Source organism: Serratia sp. TMDUHS_CL (assembly GCF_037137105.1).
Taxonomy (GTDB): Bacteria; Pseudomonadota; Gammaproteobacteria; order Enterobacterales; family Enterobacteriaceae; genus Serratia; species Serratia nevei.
This window is the reverse complement of record NZ_JBBBDV010000010.1, coordinates 86,583-108,980: the sequence shown is the minus strand read 5'-3', so window position 1 is coordinate 108,980 and position 22,398 is coordinate 86,583. Positions and strand designations below refer to the sequence as shown.

Sequence of the window (22,398 nt, the reverse complement as noted above, 5' to 3'; positions counted from 1 at the left end):
GAATGGATCGTAAGCGTATCGATCAGGCGGCAGCGCAGGCGGGGATCGCTGCCGATTTCATCAATGCCCACGGCAAGCGGCAGGCGATTGAGCCGGAGACCAAGCGCAAGCTGCTGGCGGCCATGAACCGGGCCGATGCCGCGCAGGAAGGGGCGGCATCGCCGTTGCCGGCGGTTAAGGTGTTCTATCAGGGCGCGCCGCTGGCGCTGACCCCGGCGGGCGAAGGCGACTACCTGTGGGTGCTGCAGCGTGAAGACGGCGAATGCCTGCAGGGGCGCGTCGGCGCGCGCAAGACCCTGACGCTGCCCGGCGACCTGCCGGCGGGGTATCACCAATTGACGCTGAGCCAGGGCGCACGGCAGTGGCCATGCCGAGTGATCGTCGCGCCGAGGCGCTGCTTCGAGCCGGACGCCTTGCTGACCGGCAAGAAACTGTGGGGCGCCTGCGTTCAGCTGTATACGCTGCGTTCCGATCGCAACTGGGGCATCGGCGATTTCGGCGATCTGCGTCTGATGGTGGAGCAGGTGGGGGAGCGCGGCGGTGCCTTCGTCGGTCTCAATCCGATCCATGCGCTGTATCCGGCCAACCCGGAGAGCGCCAGCCCTTACAGCCCCTCGTCGCGCCGCTGGCTGAATCTGGCGTATATCGACGTCAACGCGGTGGAGGATTTCCAGCGCAGCGACGCAGCGCAGCGCTGGTGGCAGAAGCCGGCGACGCAGAAGCAGCTGGCCAAGGCGCGCGCCGCGGAGTGGGTGGATTACACCGCCGTGATGCAGCTGAAGCTGGCGGCGCTGAAGCTGACGTTCCCGCTGTTTCAGGCGCGCAAGCCGAACGACGCGCAGCGTCAGGCGTTCGAACGGTTCGTGACTGAGGGCGGCGACAGCCTGTATCAGCAGGCGGCGTTCGACGCACTGCATGCCCACCTGGCGGCCAAAGACGCCAGCCAGTGGGGATGGCCGGCCTGGCCCGAGGGCTATCGGCGGGGGCAGAGCGAAGCGGTGCGGCAGTTCTGCGACGAACATCAGGACGCGGTCCGCTTTTACCTGTGGCTGCAATGGCTGGCGGCCACGCAGTTTGCGCAGTGTTTTGAGCAGAGCCGGCAGCAGCAGATGCCGATTGGTCTGTATCGCGATCTGGCGGTCGGGGTGGCGGAAGGCGGGGCGGAAACCTGGTGCGACCGCGAGCTGTACTGCCTGAAAGCGTCGGTCGGCGCACCGCCGGACATCCTGGGGCCGCTGGGGCAAAACTGGGGCCTGCCGCCGATGGATCCGCACGTGATGGCGGCGCGCGGTTATCAGCCGTTCATCGATCTTTTGCGCGCCAACATGAGCAGCTGCGGCGCGCTGCGTATCGATCACGTCATGGCGCTGCTGCGGCTGTGGTGGATCCCTTATGGCGAAACCGCCGATCGCGGCGCCTACGTCAAATACCCGGTGGACGATCTGCTGGCGGTGCTGGCGCTGGAAAGCCAGCGCCACCGTTGCATGGTGATCGGCGAGGATCTCGGCACCGTGCCGGTAGAGATCGTCGGCAAGCTGCGCGACAGCGGCGTCTATTCCTACAAAGTGCTGTATTTCGAAAGCGACGGTGAACACCATTTCCGCGCGCCGCAGGCCTATCCGGTGCAGGCGATGGCGACCATCACTACCCACGATCTGCCGACGTTGCGCGGCTATTGGCAAAGCGGCGATCTGACGCTGGGCAACCGACTGGGGCTCTATCCGGACGCGGAGATCCTGCGGGCGCTGTTCGCCGATCGGGAACGCGCCAAGCAAGGGCTGCTGGACGGGTTGCATCGCTATGGCTGCGTGCCGCAGAAGGTGGGCAAGAGGGCGGCGCTGCTCGGCATGAGCCCGCTGCTTAACCGCGGCCTGCAGCGTTATGTCGCCGACAGCGCCAGCGCCCTGCTCGGCCTGCAGCCGGAAGACTGGCTGGACATGGCCAATCCGGTCAATATTCCCGGCACCAGTGACCAGTACCCTAACTGGCGGCGCAAGCTGACCCAAACGCTGGAGGAGATGTTCGCCGATCCGCGGATAAACCGGCTGCTGAAGGATTTGGACAAACGGCGGCGCAAGGTGTCGGTGGGCTAAAAACGACAATGCCGGAACGGGTTCCCCCTTCCGGCATTGTGTTATCTACCGTGGCGCGAGCGCCGGGTATCAGTAGTAAGAGTGCTCGCCGCGCTGGTGCTCGGTCAAATCACGCACGCCCTTCAGCTCCGGGAACTTCTGCAGCAGCTCTTTCTCGATGCCTTCTTTCAGCGTGACGTCGACCATCGAACAGCCGTTGCAACCGCCGCCGAACTGCAGGATCGCCATGTTGTCGTCGGTGATCTCCATCAGCGTCACGCGGCCGCCGTGGCCCGCCAGCTGTGGGTTGATCTGCGACTGCAGCACGTATTCCACGCGCTCCATCAGCGGCGCGTTGTCATCGACCTTGCGCATTTTGGCGTTCGGCGCCTTCAGCGTCAGCTGAGAACCCAGCTGGTCGGTCACGAAGTCGATTTCGGCGTCTTCCAGATACGGCGCGCTCAGCTCATCGACATAGGCGGACAGTTTGTCGAACTTCAGTTCGGTATCCGTCGCTTCTACCGCGTCCGGCGGGCAATAAGAGACACCGCATTCGGCCGTCGGCGTGCCCGGGTTGATCACGAATACGCGGATTTGGGTGCCTTCTTCTTGATTTGCCAGCAGTTTGGCAAAGTGTTCCTGTGCAGCATCTGTTATACGGATCATAGCATTAGCTCAATAGTTGACTTCTATAGTCGGTTATAATACGCCCATTGCCGTGGCACTACAACGTGCGGCAAACGCACCAGATCTGCACCGAGGCGGCGCCTTGCCGCCGCAGCAGCGCCGCGATCTCCGCGACGGTGCTGCCGGTGGTCACCACGTCATCCACCAGGGCGATATGCCGGCCGGCGACCGAGACGGTGCAGACGAACGCGCGCTGCAGATTGCGCCTGCGTGCTCCGGCGCTCAGCCGCTGTTGCAGGGCGGTCTTGCGTACCCGGCGCAAGGCGGCGGGCCGATAGGGGCAGCCCAGCCAGCGCGCCAGCGGCCGGGCCAGCAGATCGCTCTGGTTATAGCCGCGGCGCCAGCAGCGTGATGCATGCAAGGGTACCGCTAAAATCAGGTCGGGTCTGTTCAGATACTGCTCTCTGCGCGCCTGCTGCCAGCGCAACAGCATCATGCGCGCCAACGCCGGGGCCAGCTCGGGCGCGCGGTGAAACTTGAACCTCTTTACCAGTTGGCTGAGGGGCGCAACGTAGTCGCCGACGAACACCAGCCGTTGCCAGGGCGGCGGCCGTTGCAGGCAGCGGCCGCAGGGCGTTTGCGTCTCCCCGGCGGGCAACCCGCAGCGCGGGCAACACGGGGGGCTGGCCGGCAGATGGCGCAGGCAGCAGCTGCAGATGCCATGACGCATCAGGCTCAACGGCTGTCGGCATAGCCAACAGCGGCTGCGGATTGATAGCATAGAGCCTCCGAGACGGATAAGCATGAAAGGACAATAACCAATGACAGCGCTGTACTGGCAAACAATAGGTGAAGGCGAACGCGATCTTGTGCTGCTGCACGGCTGGGGATTGAACGCCGAAGTGTGGAGTTGCATTCAGGCGCGACTGGCGCCGCATTTTCGCCTGCACCTGGTCGATCTGCCGGGATACGGCCGCAGCCAGGGGTTCGGCGCCCTGTCGCTGGAGCAGATGACGGAAATTGTGCTGGCGGCCGCCCCGTCGCAGGCCTGGTGGCTAGGCTGGTCGCTCGGCGGGCTGGTGGCCAGCCAGGCGGCGTTGATGCAACCTGAGCGGCTCAAGGGCTTGATCACCGTGGCCTCTTCGCCTTGCTTTGCCGCCCGCGATGAGTGGCCGGGGATCCGCCCGGACGTGCTGAGCGGTTTTCAGCACCAGCTGAGCCTGGATTTCCAGCGCACCGTCGAGCGTTTTCTGGCGTTGCAGACGCTGGGCACCGAGAGCGCGCGTCAGGATGCGCGCCAGCTGAAAGCGGTGGTGCTCAACCAGCCGACGCCGAGCGTCGAGGTGTTGAACGGCGGGCTGGAGATCCTGCGCACCGCCGATCTGCGTGCGCCGTTGGCCGCGCTGGAGCTGCCGCTACTGCGTATTTACGGCTATCTGGACGGTCTGGTGCCGCGCAAGGTCGCCGAGCTGCTCGACGCGGCCTGGCCGAATTCTACGTCGCAGGTCGTGGCCAAAGCCGCCCATGCGCCGTTTATCTCTCATCCCGACGAATTTGTGACGATGATCGAAGCGTTTATTGCAGCACATTGAATGCGGCGGTAAAACGCACGATAGGGCGCGAAAAAAAACGCCGCTGGGTGGATAAAAGACAAAGCTGTTCGATACTTAGTGAGTCAATGCGTTGGCTGCAAAATGAAAAGACCGCGTGCGGCGCTTTTCATTTTGGCGTTTCGTCTCTGGGAAACAGGCCCCGTCAGGGAAAGCAACGAGGCCTGAGGATGTCGCGGCAGCCTGCTGTACTACGCATGGATTCTTGACGGCTTTCATAACAGATAAATTATCCATTGAGAGGTTAGTGTCATGAAATCATTGAAGATGATTATTGCAGCGGCAGTGCTGGGTTCGGTGTCTTTCGGCTCCATGGCGGCAACCCTGCTGACCAAGGAAGATCTGGATAAGAACCCGGGTAAATACGAGAAGATCGGCACCGTGACCACCACGGCGCAGACCACCTCGCCGATGGATGCCAAGGATGAGCTGTCCAAACTGGCGGACGAAAAGGGCGGTCAATACTACGTGATCCTGGCAGGCCGCGAGCACGGTAAATTCAGCGCCATCGCTGAAGTTTACAAAGACAAGCAATAAGCCTTCAACGGCAAGGGGCGCCGCTGCGGCGCCCCTGATCGTTAGGCCTTCAGCCGGTAGAAAACCGTGCTGCACCCCTGGCCCTGCGGGCAGCCTTTGCAACTGCCGCTCAGACAGGCGCCGTCATCCTGTTCGATACGCTCTACTTTTCCCATCGCCGCCAAACGGTCCAGCATCGCCTGCACCAACGGCAGCGGCGTCGCCAGCGATTGGCTGAGCTGCTGTGCCTGAGCGCTGCCAAGCAGCGCCAGCGCATCGCGCACCTGCAGCAGCCCGGCCATCAGTGACAGCTCCCCTTGGCGCCCTGGCAACAGGCCGCCGGCGTAGCGTTGCCCAGGCGCACCGTAACGCGGCTGCGCGCCCGGCGCAGGCCGAACAGCACCAGCAGGTTCACCGCCAACACCACCAGGATCGCCGTCAGGCTGTACTGTGGGTGTTGGTTGAAGGTGGCCACCTGGTAGAACAGCGTCGCCAGCGAGTAGGCTACGTTCAGCCCCCACAGAATAGAGAAGGTCATCCAGCCGCGGCTCGATTCACGAGCGATGGCGCCCATCACCGAGACGCAAGGCACATACAGCAGCACGAAGATCAGGTAGCTGTAAGCGGAGATACCGGAGCCGAATTTGCTGCTCATTACGCCCATCGAGCCGACACCCATCTCGCCGTCGCCCTTGCTGGCTTCGATTGGGTTGGAGAGCACGCTCAGGCTGAAGGTGTTTTTCAGGCCGTCCCAGGTTTCGTTCAGCGCGCCGCCCAGCTCATTGAGCAGGTTGAAGTTGGCGGCGTCGAACGCCTCTTTGTTGATGTGCTCGGCGGTGTACAGCGTGTTCAGCGTGCCGACCACCACTTCTTTCGCCATCGCGCCGGTCACCAGACCGACGGTGGCCTGCCAGTTATCGCTGTGGACGCCCATCGGCTGCAGCAGCGGCGTCAACACCTTGGAGACCGAGGCCAGCGCGGAGTCGTTGATATTGTCGACCGTCTTGCCGCTGAACGAGAAGCTGTTCAGGCCGCCGATGAACATGCTGGCCACCACGATCACCTTACCGGCGCGCAGCACGAAGCCTTTCAGCCGCTGCCAGGTTTGCAGCAGCAGGCTTTTCAGGTGCGGCACGTGGTAGACCGGCAGCTCCATCACGAACGGCGAGGCCTCGCCACGCATGATGGTGTATTTGAGCACCAGACCGGTGAGGATCGCCACCGCAATGCCGAGCATGTACAGCGAGAACACCACCCCGGCGCCGTCCTGGCCGAAGAAGGCGGCGGCGAACACCGCAAAGATCGCCAGACGGGCACCGCATGACATGAACGGCGCCATCATGATGGTGATCAAGCGCTCACGCTGGGCGTCCAGCGTCCGGGCACCCATGATGGACGGCACGTTACAGCCGAAGCCGACGATCAGCGGCACGAAGGATTTGCCCGGCAGCCCGAGCGCCTGCATCAGACGGTCCATCACGAACGCCGCGCGTGCCATGTAGCCGGAATCCTCCAGGAAGGACAGGAACAGGTACATCATGCCGATCTGCGGCACCAGCGGCAGCACGGTGTTGATACCACCGCCGATGCCCTGCGCCAGGAAAACGGTCAGCCAGTCGGGGAAGTGCAGGGTGTAGCCGAGCCACTGAATGCCCTGAATGAAGATCGCCGCCGAGCCGATATCGAAGATCGGCTGCAGCGCGCCGCCGATGTTGATCGCCAGCAGGAACATCAGGTACATCACCAGCAGGAAGATCGGCACACCCAGCCAGCGGTTGAGGATCACTTTATCCAGCATCTCGGTCAGGCGGTTGGGCATCGCCTGCTGCGAGTTGCTGACCGCGTCGCACAGGGCGGCGATAGACTGATAGCGCGCGTCGGCGATCACCAGCGCCGGGTCTTCTTGCTGCTGCTGTTGCAATGCCTGAATGGCCGCAGGCAGCAGCGCGACGGCGGGGCCGGCCAGCCGGTGGCTGTAGATGTCGCCTTCCAGCATTTGCAATGCCAGCCAGCGGCGCTGCACCGCCGGCAGCGTTTGCGGCATGGCGTCGCTCAGCGTGGCGACCGCTTTCAGCAACAGCGGCGGATAGTTCACCAGCGCCTGCTGTTCGTTGATGTGGTGATTGTCGATCATCTGTTTCAGCACGCCGATGCCGTCGGCGCGGGTGGAGACCATCGGCACCACCGGGCAGCCGAGGCGCGCCGACAGCGCGGCGACGTCGATATCGATATGCTGGCTTGTGGCGATGTCGAGCATGTTCAGCGCCACGATGCAGGGAATGCCCAGCTCCAGCAGCTGCAGCGTCAGATAGAGGTTGCGCTCCAGGTTGGAGGCGTCGACCACGTTGATCAGCAGATCGGCGTCGCCGCTCAAAATGTAGTGGCAGGCGATCTGCTCATCGAGCGAGGTTTGCTCTGAAATGGTGGTCAGGGAATAGGTGCCCGGCAAATCGACCAGCCGCACGTCGGACTGCGGGGTCGTGAAATGGCCTTCTTTGCGTTCGACCGTCACGCCCGCCCAGTTGCCGACCCGTTGGCGTGCGCTGGTCAGCTGGTTGAACAGCGTGGTTTTGCCGGAGTTCGGGTTACCGATTAAGCCGATGGTGAGTTTTTTCATAGTTCAGCGTGTCGTCTTCAAGGAGAACAGCGCCGGCGCAAGGGCGCGTCGGCAAACGGAGGGCGTGCCGGCTCAGGACTGGCCGTCGAGCTGCAGCAGCGCCAGATCCTTCCTGCGCAGCACCAGGCTGACGCGGCGAGTTTTAATTTCTATCGGATCGCCCAGCGGCGCGACGCGCACCACGTCGAACGAAGAGCCGGGCAGCATGCCGAGCGATAACAGTTTCTGGCGGTAGGCCGGCGCAATTTCACCGGAAAAGCCGACAATCTTATACGTGCGTTTAGGTTGAAGCTGCATGTGATTAACCTTCCGGGTGCCGATGAACATCGGGCTGATGATAATTGGACGTTGCCGGCGAAAATGCCACGCCGTCGGCGGTATTCATCCATAAGGTCATGCAATAAAGTGAGCGCAAATAATAGTAATTATCATTATCGCGTTCAATACAAAAAGTAAGGGTATTGTAACCAATTATTATGGCGACGACAGTTTTTGATGGCGTTGCCTTTATTAATGACGTTTTACCACCGCTGGCGAGCGGGAACAAATGAGAATGGCGAGTTAAATCAGTTACGTATTTGTAGCCGAGTTTTCTCGTTTGCAAACTTCGAGGGCTTTTTCCCTTTATTTATTTCCGTCGAAAGGCAATTCAATAACATTATTCCGGCGTAATGCGAGCGGTAACCATTTGTGTTTCGTTCACAATTCGCGAGATGAAACAGGCGTGTTAACGAAGTTGTTAATAAATGGCTGCGGAGAGGATTTTTATTGCCTGAATAATGGGAGGACGGTCACGCAGGAACGGGGCATAAAAAGATGACGGTTTATTGAGACGGGTCAAAAAATGCCGCAGGTTTTATTCATCAGAAAGGGCGGAGCAGGCTCCGCCCTGTCGGTTCCGACTTAGCGTTTCTTACCGAACGCCGCTGCCAGCGCGTCGCCCATGGCGCTGTTGCCGGCCGGCGCCGCGTTGCGTGGTTTGGCCTTGTTGGCGCCCGCCGAACGGCTGGCGTTGTCGCGTGCCTGCGCTGGCGCGTTGCCGCCGCGGCGCGGTGAACTTTCGCCCGGCTGCTCATCCAGGCGCATGCTCAGCGCGATGCGTTTACGCTGCAGATCGACTTCCATCACCTTCACTTTGACGATGTCGCCGGCCTTCACCACGGTGTGCGGATCTTCAACGAACTTGTCCGCCAGCGAGGAGATGTGCACCAGGCCGTCCTGATGCACGCCGATATCCACGAAGGCACCGAAGTTGGTGACGTTGGTGACCGACCCTTCCAGGATCATGCCCACCTGCAGATCGTTGAGGGTTTCCACCCCTTCGGCAAAGGTCGCGGTTTTGAACTCCGGGCGCGGATCGCGGCCCGGTTTCTCCAGCTCTTTCAGGATATCGGTGACCGTCGGTACGCCGAATTTGTCGTCGGTGAAATCGACCGCTTTCAGGTTGCGCACCGCCGAAGCGTTGCCCATCAGGTCCTGCAGCGCCTGCTCGGTGGCGGCCAGAATGCGCTGCACCACCGGGTAGGCTTCCGGGTGAACGGTGGAGGCGTCCAGCGGGTTGTCGCCGTGGTTGATGCGCAGGAAGCCGGCGCACTGTTCGAAGGCTTTCGGCCCCAGGCGGCTGACCTTCAGCAGCTGTTCACGGTTGCTGAAGCGGCCGTTCTCGTCGCGCCAGTTGACGATATTTTGCGCCATCATGCGCGTCAGGCCGGCCACGCGGGTCAGCAACGGCACCGACGCGGTGTTCAGATCGACGCCGACGGCGTTCACGCAGTCTTCCACCACCGAGTCCAGCTTCTTCGCCAGCTGGCTCTGGCTGACGTCGTGCTGATACTGGCCGACGCCGATGGATTTCGGGTCGATCTTCACCAGCTCCGCCAGCGGATCCTGCAGGCGACGGGCAATGGATACCGCGCCGCGCAGCGACACATCGAGATCCGGGAATTCCAGCGCCGCCAGTTCGGACGCGGAATACACCGATGCGCCCGCTTCGCTGACGATCACTTTCTGCGCTCGGACCTCGGCGAACTGCTTTTGCAGGTCGAGATAAAAGCGCTCGGTTTCACGCGAGGCGGTGCCGTTGCCGATGGCCACCAGCTCCACGTTATGTTTGATACACAGTGCCGCGACGATGGCGGCGGCTTTGGCCGCTTGCCCGGTGTGTGGGTAGACGGTGTCGGTGGCGACCAGCTTGCCGGTCGCGTCGACCACGGCGACTTTCACCCCGGTGCGCAGGCCCGGATCGAGGCCCATGGTGGCGCGCATGCCGGCCGGCGCGGCCATCAGCAGATCGTGCATGTTGCGGGCGAACACGTTGATCGCTTCGTCTTCCGCGCGCTCGCGCACCGTACCCATGAGCTCGGTTTCCAGGTGCAGCAGCACCTTGATGCGCCAGGTCCAGTTGACCACCGCCTTGCGCCAGGCGTCGGCCGGGGCGTTGTTCAGGCGCAGGTTGAGGTGATTGATGATGATCAGCTCCGCCTGGCTTTCGCGCGGCGCTTCCTCAAACTGCGGATCGGCGTTCAACGCCAGCTGCAGCACGCCTTCGTTGCGGCCGCGGAACATCGCCAGCGCGCGGTGCGAAGGCACCTGAGAAATCGGTTCGTGATGATCGAAATAGTCGCGGAACTTGGCGCCTTCTTCTTCCTTGCCCTCGACCACTTTGGACACCAGATGGGCGTTTTTCCACAGGTAGTCGCGCACCTTGGCCAGTAGCGTGGCGTCTTCGGCGAAGCGCTCCATCAGGATATAGCGCGCGCCGTCGAGGGCGGCTTTGACGTCCGCCACGCCTTTGTCGGCATCGACGTAGCGTTCAGCCAGCTGTTCCGGCTGCTGTTGCGGATCCTGCCACAGCGCGTCCGCCAGCGGTTCCAGACCGGCCTCGATGGCGATCTGGCCGCGGGTGCGGCGCTTCGGTTTGTACGGCAGGTAGAGGTCTTCGAGTTCGGTCTTGCTCAGCGTGGCGTTGATCGCCCCCGCCAGTTGTTCGGTCAGTTTGCCCTGTTCATCGATCGACTTCAGGATGGTCTGGCGACGATCTTCCAGTTCACGCAGATAACCCAGGCGGGTTTCCAGCTGGCGCAGTTGGGTGTCGTCCAGGCCCCCGGTGACTTCCTTACGATAGCGTGCAATAAAGGGCACGGTATTACCTTCATCCAGCAGACGGATGGCGGAGTCGACTTGCTCCGGCCGGGCCTGCAGTTCTGTTGCAATAATGCGGCTCAGTGGGTCATTCATAGGTCTGGTATCTGTATTGAGAACGGTGAATAAACAGGGGACAGTTATACGGATTGATCGCGGAAAATGCCAGCGGAGCGGGCCGCCGCCGCGCGGCCGCGGCGTGGAGAACAGCTCAGGCGGCGGCGTTGGCGGCGGTTCGGAAAAAGCTGAAAGCTTACTTCGGGTAGTCTATCTCGTTCACGTACCACTGCGCCTCGCCCAGCGGCGTATTGACGGTGGCGACGTCCCCGACCTCTTTTTTCAGCAGGGCGCGCGCCATCGGCGCGTCGATGGAGATGTAATCCTTGCGGCCGAAGATCTCGTCGTAACCGACGATGCGAAAGCGTTTGGTCTCGCCGTCTTCGTTCTCTACTTCCACCCAGGCGCCGAAGAACACTTTGCCTTCCTGCTGCGGGGAGTAATCGACGATCTTCAGCTGCTCCAGGCATTTGGTCAGATAGCGGACGCGGCGGTCAATTTCGCGCAGCCGCTTCTTGTTGTACTGGTAGTCGGCGTTTTCGCTTCTGTCGCCCAGGCTGGCGGCCCAGGTCACTTTCTTGGTCACCTCGGGGCGTTCTTCGCGCCAGAGGTAATCCAGCTCTTGTTTGAGCTTGTCATACCCTTCACGGGTTATCAGTTGAGTTCTCATCGTGATTTATCTTTATGGGGCCACCGCCACAGTGTACGTGAATGCGCAGGGCTTTAGAAATGGCGTGGGGGCCTGCGCGTTGTCGCACGGTTTTTATTCAGTTTGCGCAGCTTTTAACAATCGGGAGTATGCTTAGCGATAGCGGAAAAGGAATGTGACGAAAGGAGGATATCTGGCGAGAGAGACAAGGAATTTTGGCGCACAACCCAACACATTGAAGGTATTACCGCATGGAATTTAAAGATTACTACGCAACGATGGGCGTTGAGCCCAACGCCGATCTGAAAACCATCAAAACGGCCTACCGCCGGCTGGCGCGTAAATATCACCCTGACGTGAGCACCGAAGAAGACGCCGAGAGCAAATTCAAGGAGCTGGCCGAAGCCTATGAGGTGCTGAAGGACGAAGAGCGCCGCGCCGAGTACGATCAGATCCGGCTGCACCGCAACGATCCGAACTTTGGCCGCCAGGCGCGCGGCGAGCACGGTGGCTATCAGCAGAGCGCTTCATGGCATGGCGGCGGTGCCGACGCACAAGACTTCTCCGATTTCTTCGAAAGCATGTTCGGCGGGCGTGCGGCAGGCGGGCACCGCTCCGCTTCGCACTCGCACGGTGGGCATGGCTTCCGCGGCCAGGATCTCGAGATGGAGGTGCCGCTGTTCCTCGAGGAAACGCTGCATGGCCAAAGCCGCGAGATCGCCTACAAGCTGCCGGTGTACGACGAGCTGGGGCGGCAGGTGAGCGAAGCCAGCAAAACGCTGAACGTGAAAATCCCGGCCGGCGTGGGCGACGGCGAGCGCATTCGCCTCAAGGGGCAGGGCGTTGCCGGCGTGGGCGGCGGCCAGAACGGCGACCTGTATCTGGTCATCCGCCTCGCGCCGCATCCGCTGTTCGAGATTGACGGCCACAACCTGAGCATCGTGGCGCCGCTCGCCCCGTGGGAAGCGGCGCTGGGGGCCAGCATCGAGGTGCCGACGCTGACCGGCAAAATCGCGCTGACCGTGCCGGCCGGCAGCCAGAGCGGCAAACGGCTGCGGGTCAAGGGCAAGGGGCTGGCGGGCAAGAAAGAGCCCGGCGATCTGTATGTCATTCTCAAGGTGGTGATGCCGCCGAAGCCGAACGAGAAGGCCAGCGCCCTGTGGCGAGAACTGGCTGAACAGGCGGCGTTCAACCCGCGCGCGGAATGGGAGTAAAGCACATGATGAAAAAAGAGATCACATTCACCGTGGTGGAACTGTGTCAGAGGGTGGAGATTTCAGAGGATGAGCTGGTCGAGATCGTCGGCCTGGGCGTGATCGTGCCGCTGGAGCCGGCGCAGCCGAGCTGGGAGTTCGATTACCCGGCGCTGAGCCATCTGCAGCGTGCGCGCAGGCTGCGGGCCGAACTGGATCTGGATTGGCCGGGGATCGCCATGGCGCTGACGCTGCTCGACCGGGTTGATGCACTGCAGCAAGAGAACCGGCAGCTGCGCCGGCAGCTGGCGCGTTTCCTGCAGACTTCCTGACTCGTCGTCAAAACGCCACCGTGCGGTTTGCCGGTGGCGAAATTGCGTAAAATTGGGCCACTGCCCCACATTGCGCCGATAAAGGGCGAAATTTTGACGAACCCCCGTCGACATTCGATGAAAATTGTTGATAAATGGGGAAAAGAATAAGCTTTGTAACAATTTCGTCTAGAATACATACCATTAAACGCTGTCTCAAATGGCAAGGTTTTCTAACAATATTCGAGTCAGGCAATAAAGCCTTTGGGAGTAATACCATGCAAGAGAATCATAAGATCCTGGTTGTCGATGATGACATGCGCCTGCGCGCGCTTTTAGAACGTTATTTAACCGAGCAGGGCTTCCAGGTTCGCAGCGTTGCCAACGCTGAGCAAATGGATCGCTTGCTGACCCGTGAATCCTTCCATCTGATGGTGCTCGATCTGATGTTGCCGGGCGAAGATGGGCTGTCCATCTGCCGCCGCCTGCGCAGCCAGAGCAACCCTATGCCGATCATTATGGTCACCGCCAAAGGCGAAGAGGTCGATCGCATCGTGGGGCTGGAAATCGGCGCCGACGACTACATTCCTAAGCCGTTCAACCCGCGTGAGCTGTTGGCTCGCATCCGCGCGGTGCTGCGCCGCCAGGCTAACGAACTGCCGGGCGCGCCTTCGCAGGAAGAAGCGGTGATCGCGTTCGGCAAATTCAAACTGAACCTCGGCACCCGCGAGATGTTCCGCGAAGATGAACCGATGCCGTTGACCAGCGGCGAGTTCGCGGTCCTGAAGGCGCTGGTCAGCCACCCGCGTGAACCGCTGTCGCGCGATAAGCTGATGAACCTGGCGCGTGGCCGCGAATACAGCGCCATGGAGCGCTCCATCGACGTGCAGATCTCGCGCCTGCGCCGCATGGTGGAAGAAGATCCGGCGCATCCGCGTTATATCCAGACCGTTTGGGGTCTCGGCTACGTGTTCGTCCCGGACGGCAGTAAGGCATGAGGCGATTGCGCTTTTCACCGCGTAGCTCGTTTGCCCGAACCCTGTTGTTGATCGTCACCTTGCTGTTCGTCAGCCTGGTGACGACCTATCTGGTGGTGCTGAACTTCGCCATCCTGCCCAGTCTGCAGCAGTTCAACAAGGTATTGGCGTACGAAGTGCGTATGCTGATGACCGATCGGCTGCAGCTGGAGGACGGCACGCTGCTGGAAGTGCCGCCGGCGTTCCGCCGTGAGATCTACCGCGAACTGGGCATCTCTCTCTACACCAACTCGGCGGCGGAGGAGAGCGGCCTGCGCTGGGCGCAGCACTACCAGTTCCTCAGCCAGCAGATGGCGCAGCAGCTCGGCGGGCCGACCGATGTGCGGGTGGAGGTGAACAAGAACTCCCCGGTGGTGTGGCTGAAAACCTGGCTGCAGCCCGATATCTGGGTGCGCGTACCGCTGACGGAAATCCACCAGGGCGACTTCTCTCCGCTGTTCCGCTATACGCTGGCGATCATGCTACTGGCGATCGGCGGCGCCTGGCTATTTATCCGCATTCAAAACCGCCCGCTGGTGGAGCTGGAACATGCGGCGCTGCAGGTGGGCAAGGGCATCATTCCGCCGCCGCTGCGCGAGTATGGCGCTTCCGAAGTGCGGTCGGTGACTCGCGCATTCAATCAGATGGCGTCGGGCGTCAAGCAGCTGGCGGACGACCGCACCTTGCTGATGGCCGGGGTCAGCCATGACCTGCGCACGCCGTTGACGCGCATCCGGCTGGCGACGGAGATGATGAGCGCCGAAGACGGCTATCTGGCCGAGTCGATCAATAAAGACATCGAAGAGTGCAACGCCATCATCGAGCAGTTCATCGATTACTTGCGCACCGGGCAGGAGATGCCGACCGAAAGCAGCGATCTGAACGCCATTTTGGGCGAGGTGGTCGCGGCGGAGAGCGGCTATGAGCGGGTGATTGAAACCGCGCTGTCGCCGGGCGAGCTGATGATGAACGTGCATCCGCTGTCGATTAAGCGGGCGGCGGTGAACATGGTGGTGAACGCGGCACGTTACGGCAACGGCTGGATCAAGGTCAGCAGCGGCCGCGAGCTGCAGCGCGGCTGGTTCCAGGTAGAGGATGACGGCCCGGGCATCAAGCCGGAAGAATTGAAGCACCTGTTGCAGCCGTTCGTACGCGGTGACAGCGCGCGCAGCACCAGCGGCACCGGTCTGGGGCTGGCGATTGTGCAGCGCATTATCGACGCGCACGACGGCGAACTGGATATCGGCACCAGCGAACGCGGCGGGCTATTGATCCGCGCGTATATTCCGTTGCCGATGGAGAAAAAAGAGTCGGCCAACGGCCATCAAACCGCCAGGGAAAACGCCTGACGCTCTTGGCGCGGGCCGCGTTGCTGCGGCCCCGTTAGGACTTCCTGCTCATCACGTAGTATTCCGCCGCATCCTCATGCAACCGACGGCCGGTCGGCGCCTGCCACGGATCGATTAACTCGATGCCGCAGTGGAGGAAGTCTTTGGTGTTGCGGGTGGCCAGGGCGGCACCGTAATGCAGGCAGGTGGCGGCGATTTGGGTATCCGGTATGCTGACGCCAATGCCTCGGCGGCGATTGGCGCCCATTAATTCCGCATGCTGCATCGCACAGCCGACGTCAAAGGGTAAGATTCTGTCTGAAAACTCTTCCTGCAGCATGTCGCCGAGGTTAGTTTGCAGTTCGAGCTGTTTCTTGCCGTGAGGCATGCAGGCGATGCCCGTATACAGCTCCGCAACCACGATGGCGCTCAAATAGAACCGATACGTATCCTGCTCATCTAACCAGCGCAATACATTGTAGTGAGGCGCCGGCCGCAGCAATTCCGAAACGACGTTGGTATCCAGCACAATCATTTTTCATCGTCTTCATCAAAGTTGACAATACGATGAGGGGCTTCATCACGTGGGGGGATCTCCAACTCAACGCCGCCGAATTCGGCGAAGTACTGATGCATGCGTGTTCCTAACCCATAGCGCGGCGGCTTTTTCACCAGCGCCTGTTTCAGGATCATGCGCGCTTCCTCTTCCATGGAATGGCCGTTTTTCGCCGCTGAAATACGCAGCAGCTCTTTGATTTCGTCGTCCAGATTTCTGACGGTGATAGTAGCCATTGAAACCTCCTTTGCTATCAATGATTGCATTGACTTATTTTCTCGCCTTGCTGGTTAAAAAGCAATCGCTGAAAATAAAAAAAGGCGCGGGATCCGCGCCTTAGCTGAAGAGGTAACGCTACCGAATTACAGCTTAGGGCCGGCGCTGACCAGCGCGGCGCCCGCAGGCGTGTCGGTGTATTTGTCGAAGTTGGTGATGAAGCGCTCGGCCAGATCCTGCGCTTTTTCCTGCCACTGCTCGAGGCTGGCATAGGTATTGCGCGGATCGAGGATCTCCGGGTTCACGCCCGGCAGCGCGGTCGGCATCGCCAGATCGAAGATCGGCAGGGTGACGGTTTCCGCCTTGTCGATTTCACCGCTCAGGATGGCGTCAATGATGCCGCGCGTATCTTTGATCGAGATGCGCTTGCCGGTACCGTTCCAGCCGGTGTTGACCAGGTAAGCCTGGGCGCCGGCGGCCTGCATGCGTTTCACCAGCACTTCGGCGTACTGCGTCGGGTGCAGCGACAGGAATGCGGCGCCGAAGCAGGCGGAGAAGGTTGGCGTCGGTTCGGTTACGCCGCGCTCGGTGCCGGCCAACTTGGCGGTGAAGCCGGACAGGAAGTGGTACTGAGTCTGGTTGGCGGTCAGACGCGATACCGGCGGCAGCACGCCGAAGGCATCGGCGGTCAGGAAGATCACCTTGGTGGCGTGACCCGCCTTGGACACCGGCTTGACGATGTTCTGGATATGGTAGATCGGGTAAGAAACGCGGGTGTTCTCGGTTTTCGAACCGTCGTTGAAGTCGATGCTGCCGTCGGCCAGCACGGTAACGTTTTCCAGCAGCGCGTCGCGTTTGATGGCGTGATAGATGTCCGGCTCGGCTTCTTCAGACAGCTTGATGGTCTTGGCGTAGCAGCCGCCTTCGAAGTTGAACACGCCGTCGTCGTCCCAGCCGTGCTCGTCATCGCCGATCAGCTGACGCTTAGGATCGGTGGAGAGGGTGGTCTTGCCGGTACCGGACAGGCCGAAGAACACCGCCACGTCGCCTTTCTCGCCCACGTTGGCCGAGCAGTGCATCGAGGCGATGCCTTTCAGCGGCAGCAGGTAGTTCATCATCGAGAACATGCCTTTCTTCATTTCGCCGCCGTACCAGGTGCCGCCGATCAGCTGCATGCGCTCGGTCAGGTTGAAGGCGACGAAGTTCTCCGAGTTCAGGCCTTGCTGCTGCCAGTTCGGGTTGGTGCATTTGGCGCCGTTCATCACCACGAAATCCGGCTCGAAGTCAGCCAGCTCTTCGTCGCTCGGGCGAATGAACATGTTTTTCACGAAGTGCGCCTGCCAGGCCACCTCGGTGATGAAGCGCACTTTCAGGCGCGAGTCGGCGTTGGCGCCGCAGAAGGTATCCACCACGAACAGGCGTTTGCCGGACAGTTGTTCGGTGACCAGGTGTTTCAGATCGGCCCACACTTCCGGGCTGAGGGGTTTGTTGTCGTTTTTGCCCTTGCCCTGATCGGCCCACCACACGGTATCGCGGGTGATGTCGTCGCGGACGATGTATTTGTCTTTCGGCGAGCGGCCGGTGAAGATGCCGGTATCGACGGAGACGGCACCCAGCTTGGTGACTACCCCACGCTCAAAACCTTCCAGAGATGGGTCTGTTTCTTCCTTAAACAGCAGTTCATAGCTCGGGTTGTGAACGATTTCGCTAACGTCGTGAATGCCGTAAGCGGCCAGATCCTGAGGGGTTATACCTTTAACGCGCATGTTACTACTCCTTGGTCACAGAATTTCTGGCGGCAATTGTAGGGATCTAACGGTGCGTAACCGCGATGGGTATCAAATATTTAACGTTTTAGGCGGTATTTCGTTACGATCTGAGAGATAGCACACGGAAAAAAGCAAACGTGCAAACGGCGGGCGTTGGCGGGCGCCGGGCGCGCCCGCCGAGGAGGTGTAGCTTAGTGCAACTGGTCGCTTTCGCCGGTGTTACCTGCATACAAAGCGGCAACATCAACCGGGTCAAAGACATAGTGGCTGCCACAGTAGTCGCAGTGCATGTCGATATTGCCGTCCTGCTCCAGCATGTCCGCCACTTCGTCGGTCGGCAGGGTCAGCAGCGCGTCGGCGCAACGCTGGCGCGAACAGGTGCAACGGAACTGCACGTCCTGCGGTTCGTACAGGGTGACCTCTTCCTGGTGATACAGGCGGTACAACACTTCGTTGGCCGGCAGGCCGAACAGCTCTTCGCTTTTTACCGTGTTGGTCAGTTGCACCAGATGATCGAAATCATCGAGGTTGCCGTCCTGCGCCGGCAGCACCTGCAGCAGCATACCGGCCGCCGCGGCGTTGCCTTCCGCTTCGCCGGTGCGGATGAACAGGCGGGTTGGCAGCTGCTCGGACTGGCGGAAGTAGGCTTCCAGGCATTCGGCCAGGGTTTCACCTTCCAGACCGACTACGCCCTGATAGCGCTCGCCTTCCGTCGGCGAAATGGTGATGACCATGACGCCGTTGCCGATCATCTGATGCAAGGTGCTGTTGTCGGCGATAGGCGCCTGGGTGCGCGCAACGCCGCGCATCTCCTGACGGTTGTTGCCGTTGATCACCGCCAGCTTCAGCGGGCCGTCGCCTTGCAGCTGCACGGTGATGTCGCCGTCGAACTTCAGGGTCGCGGTCAGCAGACTGGTGGCGACCAGCAGTTCGCCCAGCAGCTTCTGTACCGGCGCCGGGTAGTCGTGGTTGTTCAGGATCTGCTGATAGGTTTCGCTGACGGTAACCAGCTCGCCGCGCACCGCGTAGTTTTCAAACAGGTAACGGTGCAATTGGTCATGGTTGGACATAATCTTCTCTCATTGCGGTGAGGGGTTATTCCGGCTCACCAAATTTAAATTTCATCAGGTCTCGCCGCTCCTTTTTGTCCGGACGACGGTCCGGATGCGGCATGGTCAACGCGTTCATCTTGCGCGCCAGCGCCATCTTTTCGCGGTTGGCGATGCTGGCTTCAGTTTCCTGATACATTTGCTGCGCCTCGCCGGCGCCGCGGCGTTGGCTGGTCAGCGCCAGCACGATTACCGTACGTTCTTCGTTGCCTTGCCGCAGCTTGAGCTCGGCGTTGAGTTCGACAATCTTGCTCGGCTTGCCGCGCTGGCCGTTGTAATGCACCTTGCCGCCGTCGATCATTTCGCGTGCCAGCGCACGGGTCTTATAGAAGCGAGCGGCCCAGAGCCACTTATCCAGCCGTACCGCGTCGTCGCGCGTCGCTTTTTCCTTCATGCTTCCCCCTTGGCCAGCGCCGGTATCAGCAGGCGGTAGTCACGCATCGACGGATGGCGCTGGAAGCTTTGCTCCGCCGTACTGGAGTCCGGGTTTTGCACGCCCAGGCAGTAACGAATGCCGAAAGTGCGCGCCGCGTCGAGGATCGGCTCGCCGTCGTCGACGAACAGCGTGCGCTGCGGATTGAATCCGGTGTGCTGTTGCACCGCCTGCCACAGACGCTGATCTTCTTTCGGATAACCAAATGTGTGGGTGGAAAACAATAAATCAAGGTGCCGATCGAGGCCGGTATGCTCGATTTTCACCGCCAGGCTGTGCGGATGGGCGTTGGTCAGCAAAATGGTTTGCAGACCGGCGTCGCGCAGCGCCCGTAAAAACGGCTCGGTGTCTTCGCGCAGCCGGGCGCGGCTGCCGACTTCGCTGGTCATGCGGTAGATATCCAGATCCAACCGCTCGCTCCAGTAATCGAAGCAATACCAGTTCATGGTGTGCTGCACCGCCTGATACTCCCGCTCAATGATATGACGGGCTTCGTCGAAAGGAATGGCGCGCCTTTCGCTCAGCGCCTGCGGCACCAGGCTGAGCCAAAAGTGGCTGTCGAACTCCAGATCCAGCAAGGTGCCGTCCATATCCAGCAGCACGGTATCGATCTGCGGCCAATCAAACTCGGGAACCATAAAAACTCCACGGGCGGACCGACGGGCGGTCCGCAGATGAGAATAATAGCGTTAGCGTAGCATAAGCAGATGACAGGGCGGAGGCCCCGGCGTCAGGTTCAGGCCATCGGCCGCATCGACATCGGATTGAGCTGCGGATTGAAGCAGCTGTCGTAGTAACGCTGGATATCGGCGACGCGGTGCTGATTGATGCGCCGACGCTGCACCAGCCGCCAGGCGTTATAGCCCAGGCTGATGACGACCGCCAGCAACAGCAGACTGGTACCGAGGTAGCGCCACAGGGTGATCATGTCCGGTTCGCTGTGCAGCGCCACATGACGGGTGCCGTTGGCGTCGACGCTGAGGCTGGTGATCACGCCCTGTGCCTGGAAGGGGGTGTGCAGCAGCAGAGTGGAAAGGCGCTGCAACTCATTCCACTGGTCGAGGGCGTTGTATTCGCTCTGCGGCGCCGACGGCTGCGGATGGCTGACCAGCTGGCGGCCTTCGTCGCTGCTGATCAGGAAACCGCCCGGCGGCGGGCTGTTGAGCGCTGCGGTGGCCAAACGCGTTTCATTGAAGATGAACGACGATGTGGCCACTTTGGTCAGGCTTTCCAGCGACTCGGCGCTCACCGGGCGCAGCAGGACGTTGACGCCTTGCAGCGCGCCGGACCTGGCGCGTTTCACCAGGCCGCTCCAGTTTTTGGCGTTGCCCAGGTTGACCAGGGCGTTCTTCAACCGCACGCAGTCGCTTTCTGCCTGGCACAAATCCTGTGTTTTCAAAACGATATCAGAGAAGTCGTCCAACAGGATCATGCCGGATTTCTCGATGGCGCTGGCCAATTGCGGGTTGACCTTCTGATCGGCGCCGCTCGGATGCAGCTGGCTGTTGACCGTGGCCAGCAGGGCCGTCGCTTTGTCTATGACTTCCGATTCCGGCTGCGGCAGTGGGGCGGCGTTGTTCCAGTAGATGCCGGAACAGTCGAACGGCGCAAAATTGACGGCGCTGCCCCCATTGGCCGGCGGGGGCACATAGCACATGCCGCTGCCGCGCACTTTCAGCGTGTCGCCGATGCGCAGCGGCGTGGCTTCCAGCGCCTGAACGCTGGTCACTTCCACTTTTTGCGCACCCTGCAGCCAGGCCATGCTGAGGGTCAGCGGCAGGTTGAGCGGGATATAGATCAGCAGCAACAGCAGCACCAGCGCCGAGCTGGCGACCAGCACCGCGTTGCGGCCCCACTGCTGCAGCGGGAAGTTTTTCACTTCGTCATGCAGCGAGAGGAAGCGCCCCTGGCGCACCACCTGCCGATTGAGGTAGACGTCCACATCGGTGGTCTTGCCCAGGTCCTGCGTCAGGTAAGGCTGCCAATGCGGCGGGTAGATAAGATCGATGATGCCGAGTGAAATGTTGCTGATCTGCCCCTGGCCGGATTCGCCGAACAGGCCCCAGCGCTTCGGCGTACCGCGCAGACAGTGGATCTCTTTCAGCTCGCGTGACGCCGGACGGCGGAACAGGTTCCAGCATCCCCAGGCGATCATCAGCACCGCCACGAAAATCATCCAGGGGATCACCAGCACCGGGCTTATCAGGCTGAAGAACAGCAGCAGCAGCGCGGCGGAGATGATGACGGCTTCACGGATGCCGTTCGGCCGGTTCAGCGCATGCTCTTCCGGCGTTTCCTTGCGAATATTGACCAGCTCGACATGCTCGCTCTCTTCCTTGCGGATAGAGGCGTTTTTGGTCGGCGCGGCGCTCACCACCGGCGGTTGCGGCCGGTCGTGAATATGATCTTTCAGCGAGTGCCCGTTGAGCGAAATCACCAGCGGCAGCGTCTGGGTACGGATCACTTCCACATGGTTGTCGGCGGTGATATAGGGTTCCCAAAACGGCGGCAGGTGCACCTCTTCGGCATCGAGGTAATAGCGCCATTTATTGGGATCGTCGCTGGCCAGCCCATAGCGGGTGATGGCGTGCGTGACGGGATAAACGTTATCGCTTTGCGGGGTGAGCGCCAGTTTGGCTGCGGGCAAGGTAGCGCCGCCGCCGGGCAACAGCTTGTTGCTCAGCTTGTTTTGCTGATTGAGATAGAACTCGACCGCAGCACGCTCTTCGTCGGTCAGCTTGCGGTGGGCAGGTTTGATAAACGGCAGCGCGTGCGCCAGCGCCGACGGGTTGCGCGCCTTGAACCACAGGTACAGGCCGGCGGCAATCAGGCAGACAAGCACTAAGGCCAATATCAACACTATTGTGCTCATGCAATCCCCATCTCACACCCGTGAATTTCGCCAACCTGATGAAAAGGTGAATATTATACGGAGTAAACCGCCAGGAGGCACCCAGAACTAATGAGGGAACAAACAGATTCTCGCTCTGGATCTCATTCCTTCATGACGCAAGGCCATTTTATCACTGATTCTTGCCTGCGTGATACTAGCAACCGGCCTCTGCCGTCGATATCGGTATTATCCTATTTTCATGCGTGCTGTTTGCTGAATCAGTACGGAAAATCGCCCGCCGCTGGCTACGCTTGTTAAAAGAAAGTAAATTACTGCTCATGCTCG

At 60.9% G+C, this 22,398-nt stretch carries 21 protein-coding genes; 7 read left to right on the top strand and 14 right to left on the bottom strand.

Annotated features, from left to right (window positions below; translation table 11 throughout):
- Positions 1-2: 2 nt before the first annotated feature.
- On the top strand, positions 3-2,093 hold the full coding sequence (gene malQ, locus WCL58_RS18390; protein ID WP_100396760.1) for a 4-alpha-glucanotransferase: 2,091 nt from the start codon (positions 3-5) through the stop codon (positions 2,091-2,093).
- Positions 2,094-2,162: 69 nt separating this feature from the next.
- Here the strand turns inward: malQ and nfuA are convergent, their stop codons facing one another.
- Together nfuA and gntX are read right to left on the bottom strand one after the other, a co-directional pair.
- Positions 2,163-2,738 (bottom strand): Fe-S biogenesis protein NfuA, encoded by a 576-nt coding sequence (gene nfuA, locus WCL58_RS18385; RefSeq protein ID WP_033631902.1) that lies wholly within the window; start codon positions 2,736-2,738, stop codon positions 2,163-2,165.
- A gap of 58 nt (positions 2,739-2,796) precedes the next feature.
- The gene (gene gntX / locus WCL58_RS18380; protein WP_100396759.1) at positions 2,797-3,480 is read right to left on the bottom strand and encodes a DNA utilization protein GntX; all 684 of its coding nucleotides are present in this window, start codon (positions 3,478-3,480) and stop codon (positions 2,797-2,799) included.
- Positions 3,481-3,520: 40 nt separating this feature from the next.
- On the opposite strand from gntX, the gene bioH reads away from it, so the two are divergent.
- Together bioH and WCL58_RS18370 are read left to right on the top strand one after the other, a co-directional pair.
- On the top strand, positions 3,521-4,291 hold the full coding sequence (gene bioH / locus WCL58_RS18375) for a pimeloyl-ACP methyl ester esterase BioH (protein WP_064290858.1): 771 nt from the start codon (positions 3,521-3,523) through the stop codon (positions 4,289-4,291).
- A gap of 270 nt (positions 4,292-4,561) precedes the next feature.
- Positions 4,562-4,846 (top strand): YdgH/BhsA/McbA-like domain containing protein, encoded by a 285-nt coding sequence (locus tag WCL58_RS18370; RefSeq protein ID WP_049202818.1) that lies wholly within the window; start codon positions 4,562-4,564, stop codon positions 4,844-4,846.
- A 41-nt stretch (positions 4,847-4,887) separates the two neighbouring features.
- On the opposite strand, the gene WCL58_RS18365 is transcribed toward WCL58_RS18370, so the two are convergent.
- The 5 genes from WCL58_RS18365 to greB all read right to left on the bottom strand — a co-directional run bounded on the left by WCL58_RS18365 (position 4,888) and on the right by greB (position 11,310).
- Positions 4,888-5,127, bottom strand: a complete 240-nt coding sequence (locus tag WCL58_RS18365) for a FeoC-like transcriptional regulator (RefSeq protein WP_048232091.1) — start codon at positions 5,125-5,127, stop codon at positions 4,888-4,890.
- A complete protein-coding gene (feoB, locus tag WCL58_RS18360; RefSeq protein WP_336851462.1) occupies positions 5,127-7,442 on the bottom strand; it encodes a Fe(2+) transporter permease subunit FeoB in 2,316 nt (771 codons plus the stop codon). The genes WCL58_RS18365 and feoB overlap by 1 nt, the downstream gene beginning before the upstream one ends.
- 72 nt (positions 7,443-7,514) lie before the next feature.
- Positions 7,515-7,739, bottom strand: coding sequence for a ferrous iron transporter A (gene feoA, locus WCL58_RS18355; RefSeq protein ID WP_038878234.1), 225 nt, complete (start codon positions 7,737-7,739; stop codon positions 7,515-7,517).
- Between the two features lie 606 nt (positions 7,740-8,345).
- Positions 8,346-10,679 carry a Tex family protein gene (locus WCL58_RS18350; RefSeq protein WP_084827098.1) on the bottom strand — a complete coding sequence of 778 codons (2,334 nt, stop codon included), beginning with the start codon at positions 10,677-10,679 and terminating at the stop codon, positions 8,346-8,348.
- A 157-nt stretch (positions 10,680-10,836) separates the two neighbouring features.
- Positions 10,837-11,310: a transcription elongation factor GreB gene (gene greB, locus WCL58_RS18345; RefSeq protein WP_038878177.1), complete on the bottom strand. Its 474-nt coding sequence runs from the start codon at positions 11,308-11,310 to the stop codon at positions 10,837-10,839.
- Positions 11,311-11,540: 230 nt separating this feature from the next.
- On the opposite strand from greB, the gene cbpA reads away from it, so the two are divergent.
- The 4 genes from cbpA to envZ all read left to right on the top strand — a co-directional run bounded on the left by cbpA (position 11,541) and on the right by envZ (position 15,158).
- A complete protein-coding gene (gene cbpA / locus WCL58_RS18340) occupies positions 11,541-12,503 on the top strand; it encodes a curved DNA-binding protein (RefSeq protein WP_060424513.1) in 963 nt (320 codons plus the stop codon).
- Positions 12,504-12,508: 5 nt separating this feature from the next.
- A complete protein-coding gene (locus WCL58_RS18335; RefSeq protein ID WP_049202813.1) occupies positions 12,509-12,814 on the top strand; it encodes a chaperone modulator CbpM in 306 nt (101 codons plus the stop codon).
- Between the two features lie 257 nt (positions 12,815-13,071).
- Positions 13,072-13,791, top strand: coding sequence for an osmolarity response regulator transcription factor OmpR (ompR, locus tag WCL58_RS18330; protein ID WP_004709363.1), 720 nt, complete (start codon positions 13,072-13,074; stop codon positions 13,789-13,791).
- Positions 13,788-15,158 (top strand): two-component system sensor histidine kinase EnvZ, encoded by a 1,371-nt coding sequence (gene envZ / locus WCL58_RS18325; RefSeq protein ID WP_038881686.1) that lies wholly within the window; start codon positions 13,788-13,790, stop codon positions 15,156-15,158. Before ompR ends, envZ begins: the two co-directional genes overlap by 4 nt.
- A 34-nt stretch (positions 15,159-15,192) precedes the next feature.
- Here the strand turns inward: envZ and WCL58_RS18320 are convergent, their stop codons facing one another.
- From WCL58_RS18320 to WCL58_RS18290, 7 genes are all read right to left on the bottom strand, one after another.
- The gene (locus WCL58_RS18320; RefSeq protein ID WP_336851461.1) at positions 15,193-15,672 is read right to left on the bottom strand and encodes a type II toxin-antitoxin system VapC family toxin; all 480 of its coding nucleotides are present in this window, start codon (positions 15,670-15,672) and stop codon (positions 15,193-15,195) included.
- Positions 15,669-15,929: a FitA-like ribbon-helix-helix domain-containing protein gene (locus WCL58_RS18315; RefSeq protein WP_015379309.1), complete on the bottom strand. Its 261-nt coding sequence runs from the start codon at positions 15,927-15,929 to the stop codon at positions 15,669-15,671. Before WCL58_RS18315 ends, WCL58_RS18320 begins: the two co-directional genes overlap by 4 nt.
- A gap of 126 nt (positions 15,930-16,055) precedes the next feature.
- A complete protein-coding gene (gene pckA, locus WCL58_RS18310; protein ID WP_015379308.1) occupies positions 16,056-17,675 on the bottom strand; it encodes a phosphoenolpyruvate carboxykinase (ATP) in 1,620 nt (539 codons plus the stop codon).
- A 194-nt stretch (positions 17,676-17,869) separates the two neighbouring features.
- Positions 17,870-18,748 carry an Hsp33 family molecular chaperone HslO gene (gene hslO, locus WCL58_RS18305; RefSeq protein ID WP_336851460.1) on the bottom strand — a complete coding sequence of 293 codons (879 nt, stop codon included), beginning with the start codon at positions 18,746-18,748 and terminating at the stop codon, positions 17,870-17,872.
- Between the two features lie 25 nt (positions 18,749-18,773).
- The gene (gene hslR, locus WCL58_RS18300) at positions 18,774-19,181 is read right to left on the bottom strand and encodes a ribosome-associated heat shock protein Hsp15 (RefSeq protein WP_015379306.1); all 408 of its coding nucleotides are present in this window, start codon (positions 19,179-19,181) and stop codon (positions 18,774-18,776) included.
- Entirely contained in the window at positions 19,178-19,858 is a 681-nt protein-coding gene (yrfG, locus tag WCL58_RS18295; protein WP_336851459.1) for a GMP/IMP nucleotidase, read from the bottom strand. Before yrfG ends, hslR begins: the two co-directional genes overlap by 4 nt.
- 98 nt (positions 19,859-19,956) lie before the next feature.
- Complete coding sequence (locus WCL58_RS18290; protein WP_336851458.1) at positions 19,957-22,092, bottom strand: intracellular growth attenuator family protein; 2,136 nt, start codon at positions 22,090-22,092, stop codon at positions 19,957-19,959.
- Positions 22,093-22,398 lie beyond the last annotated feature (306 nt).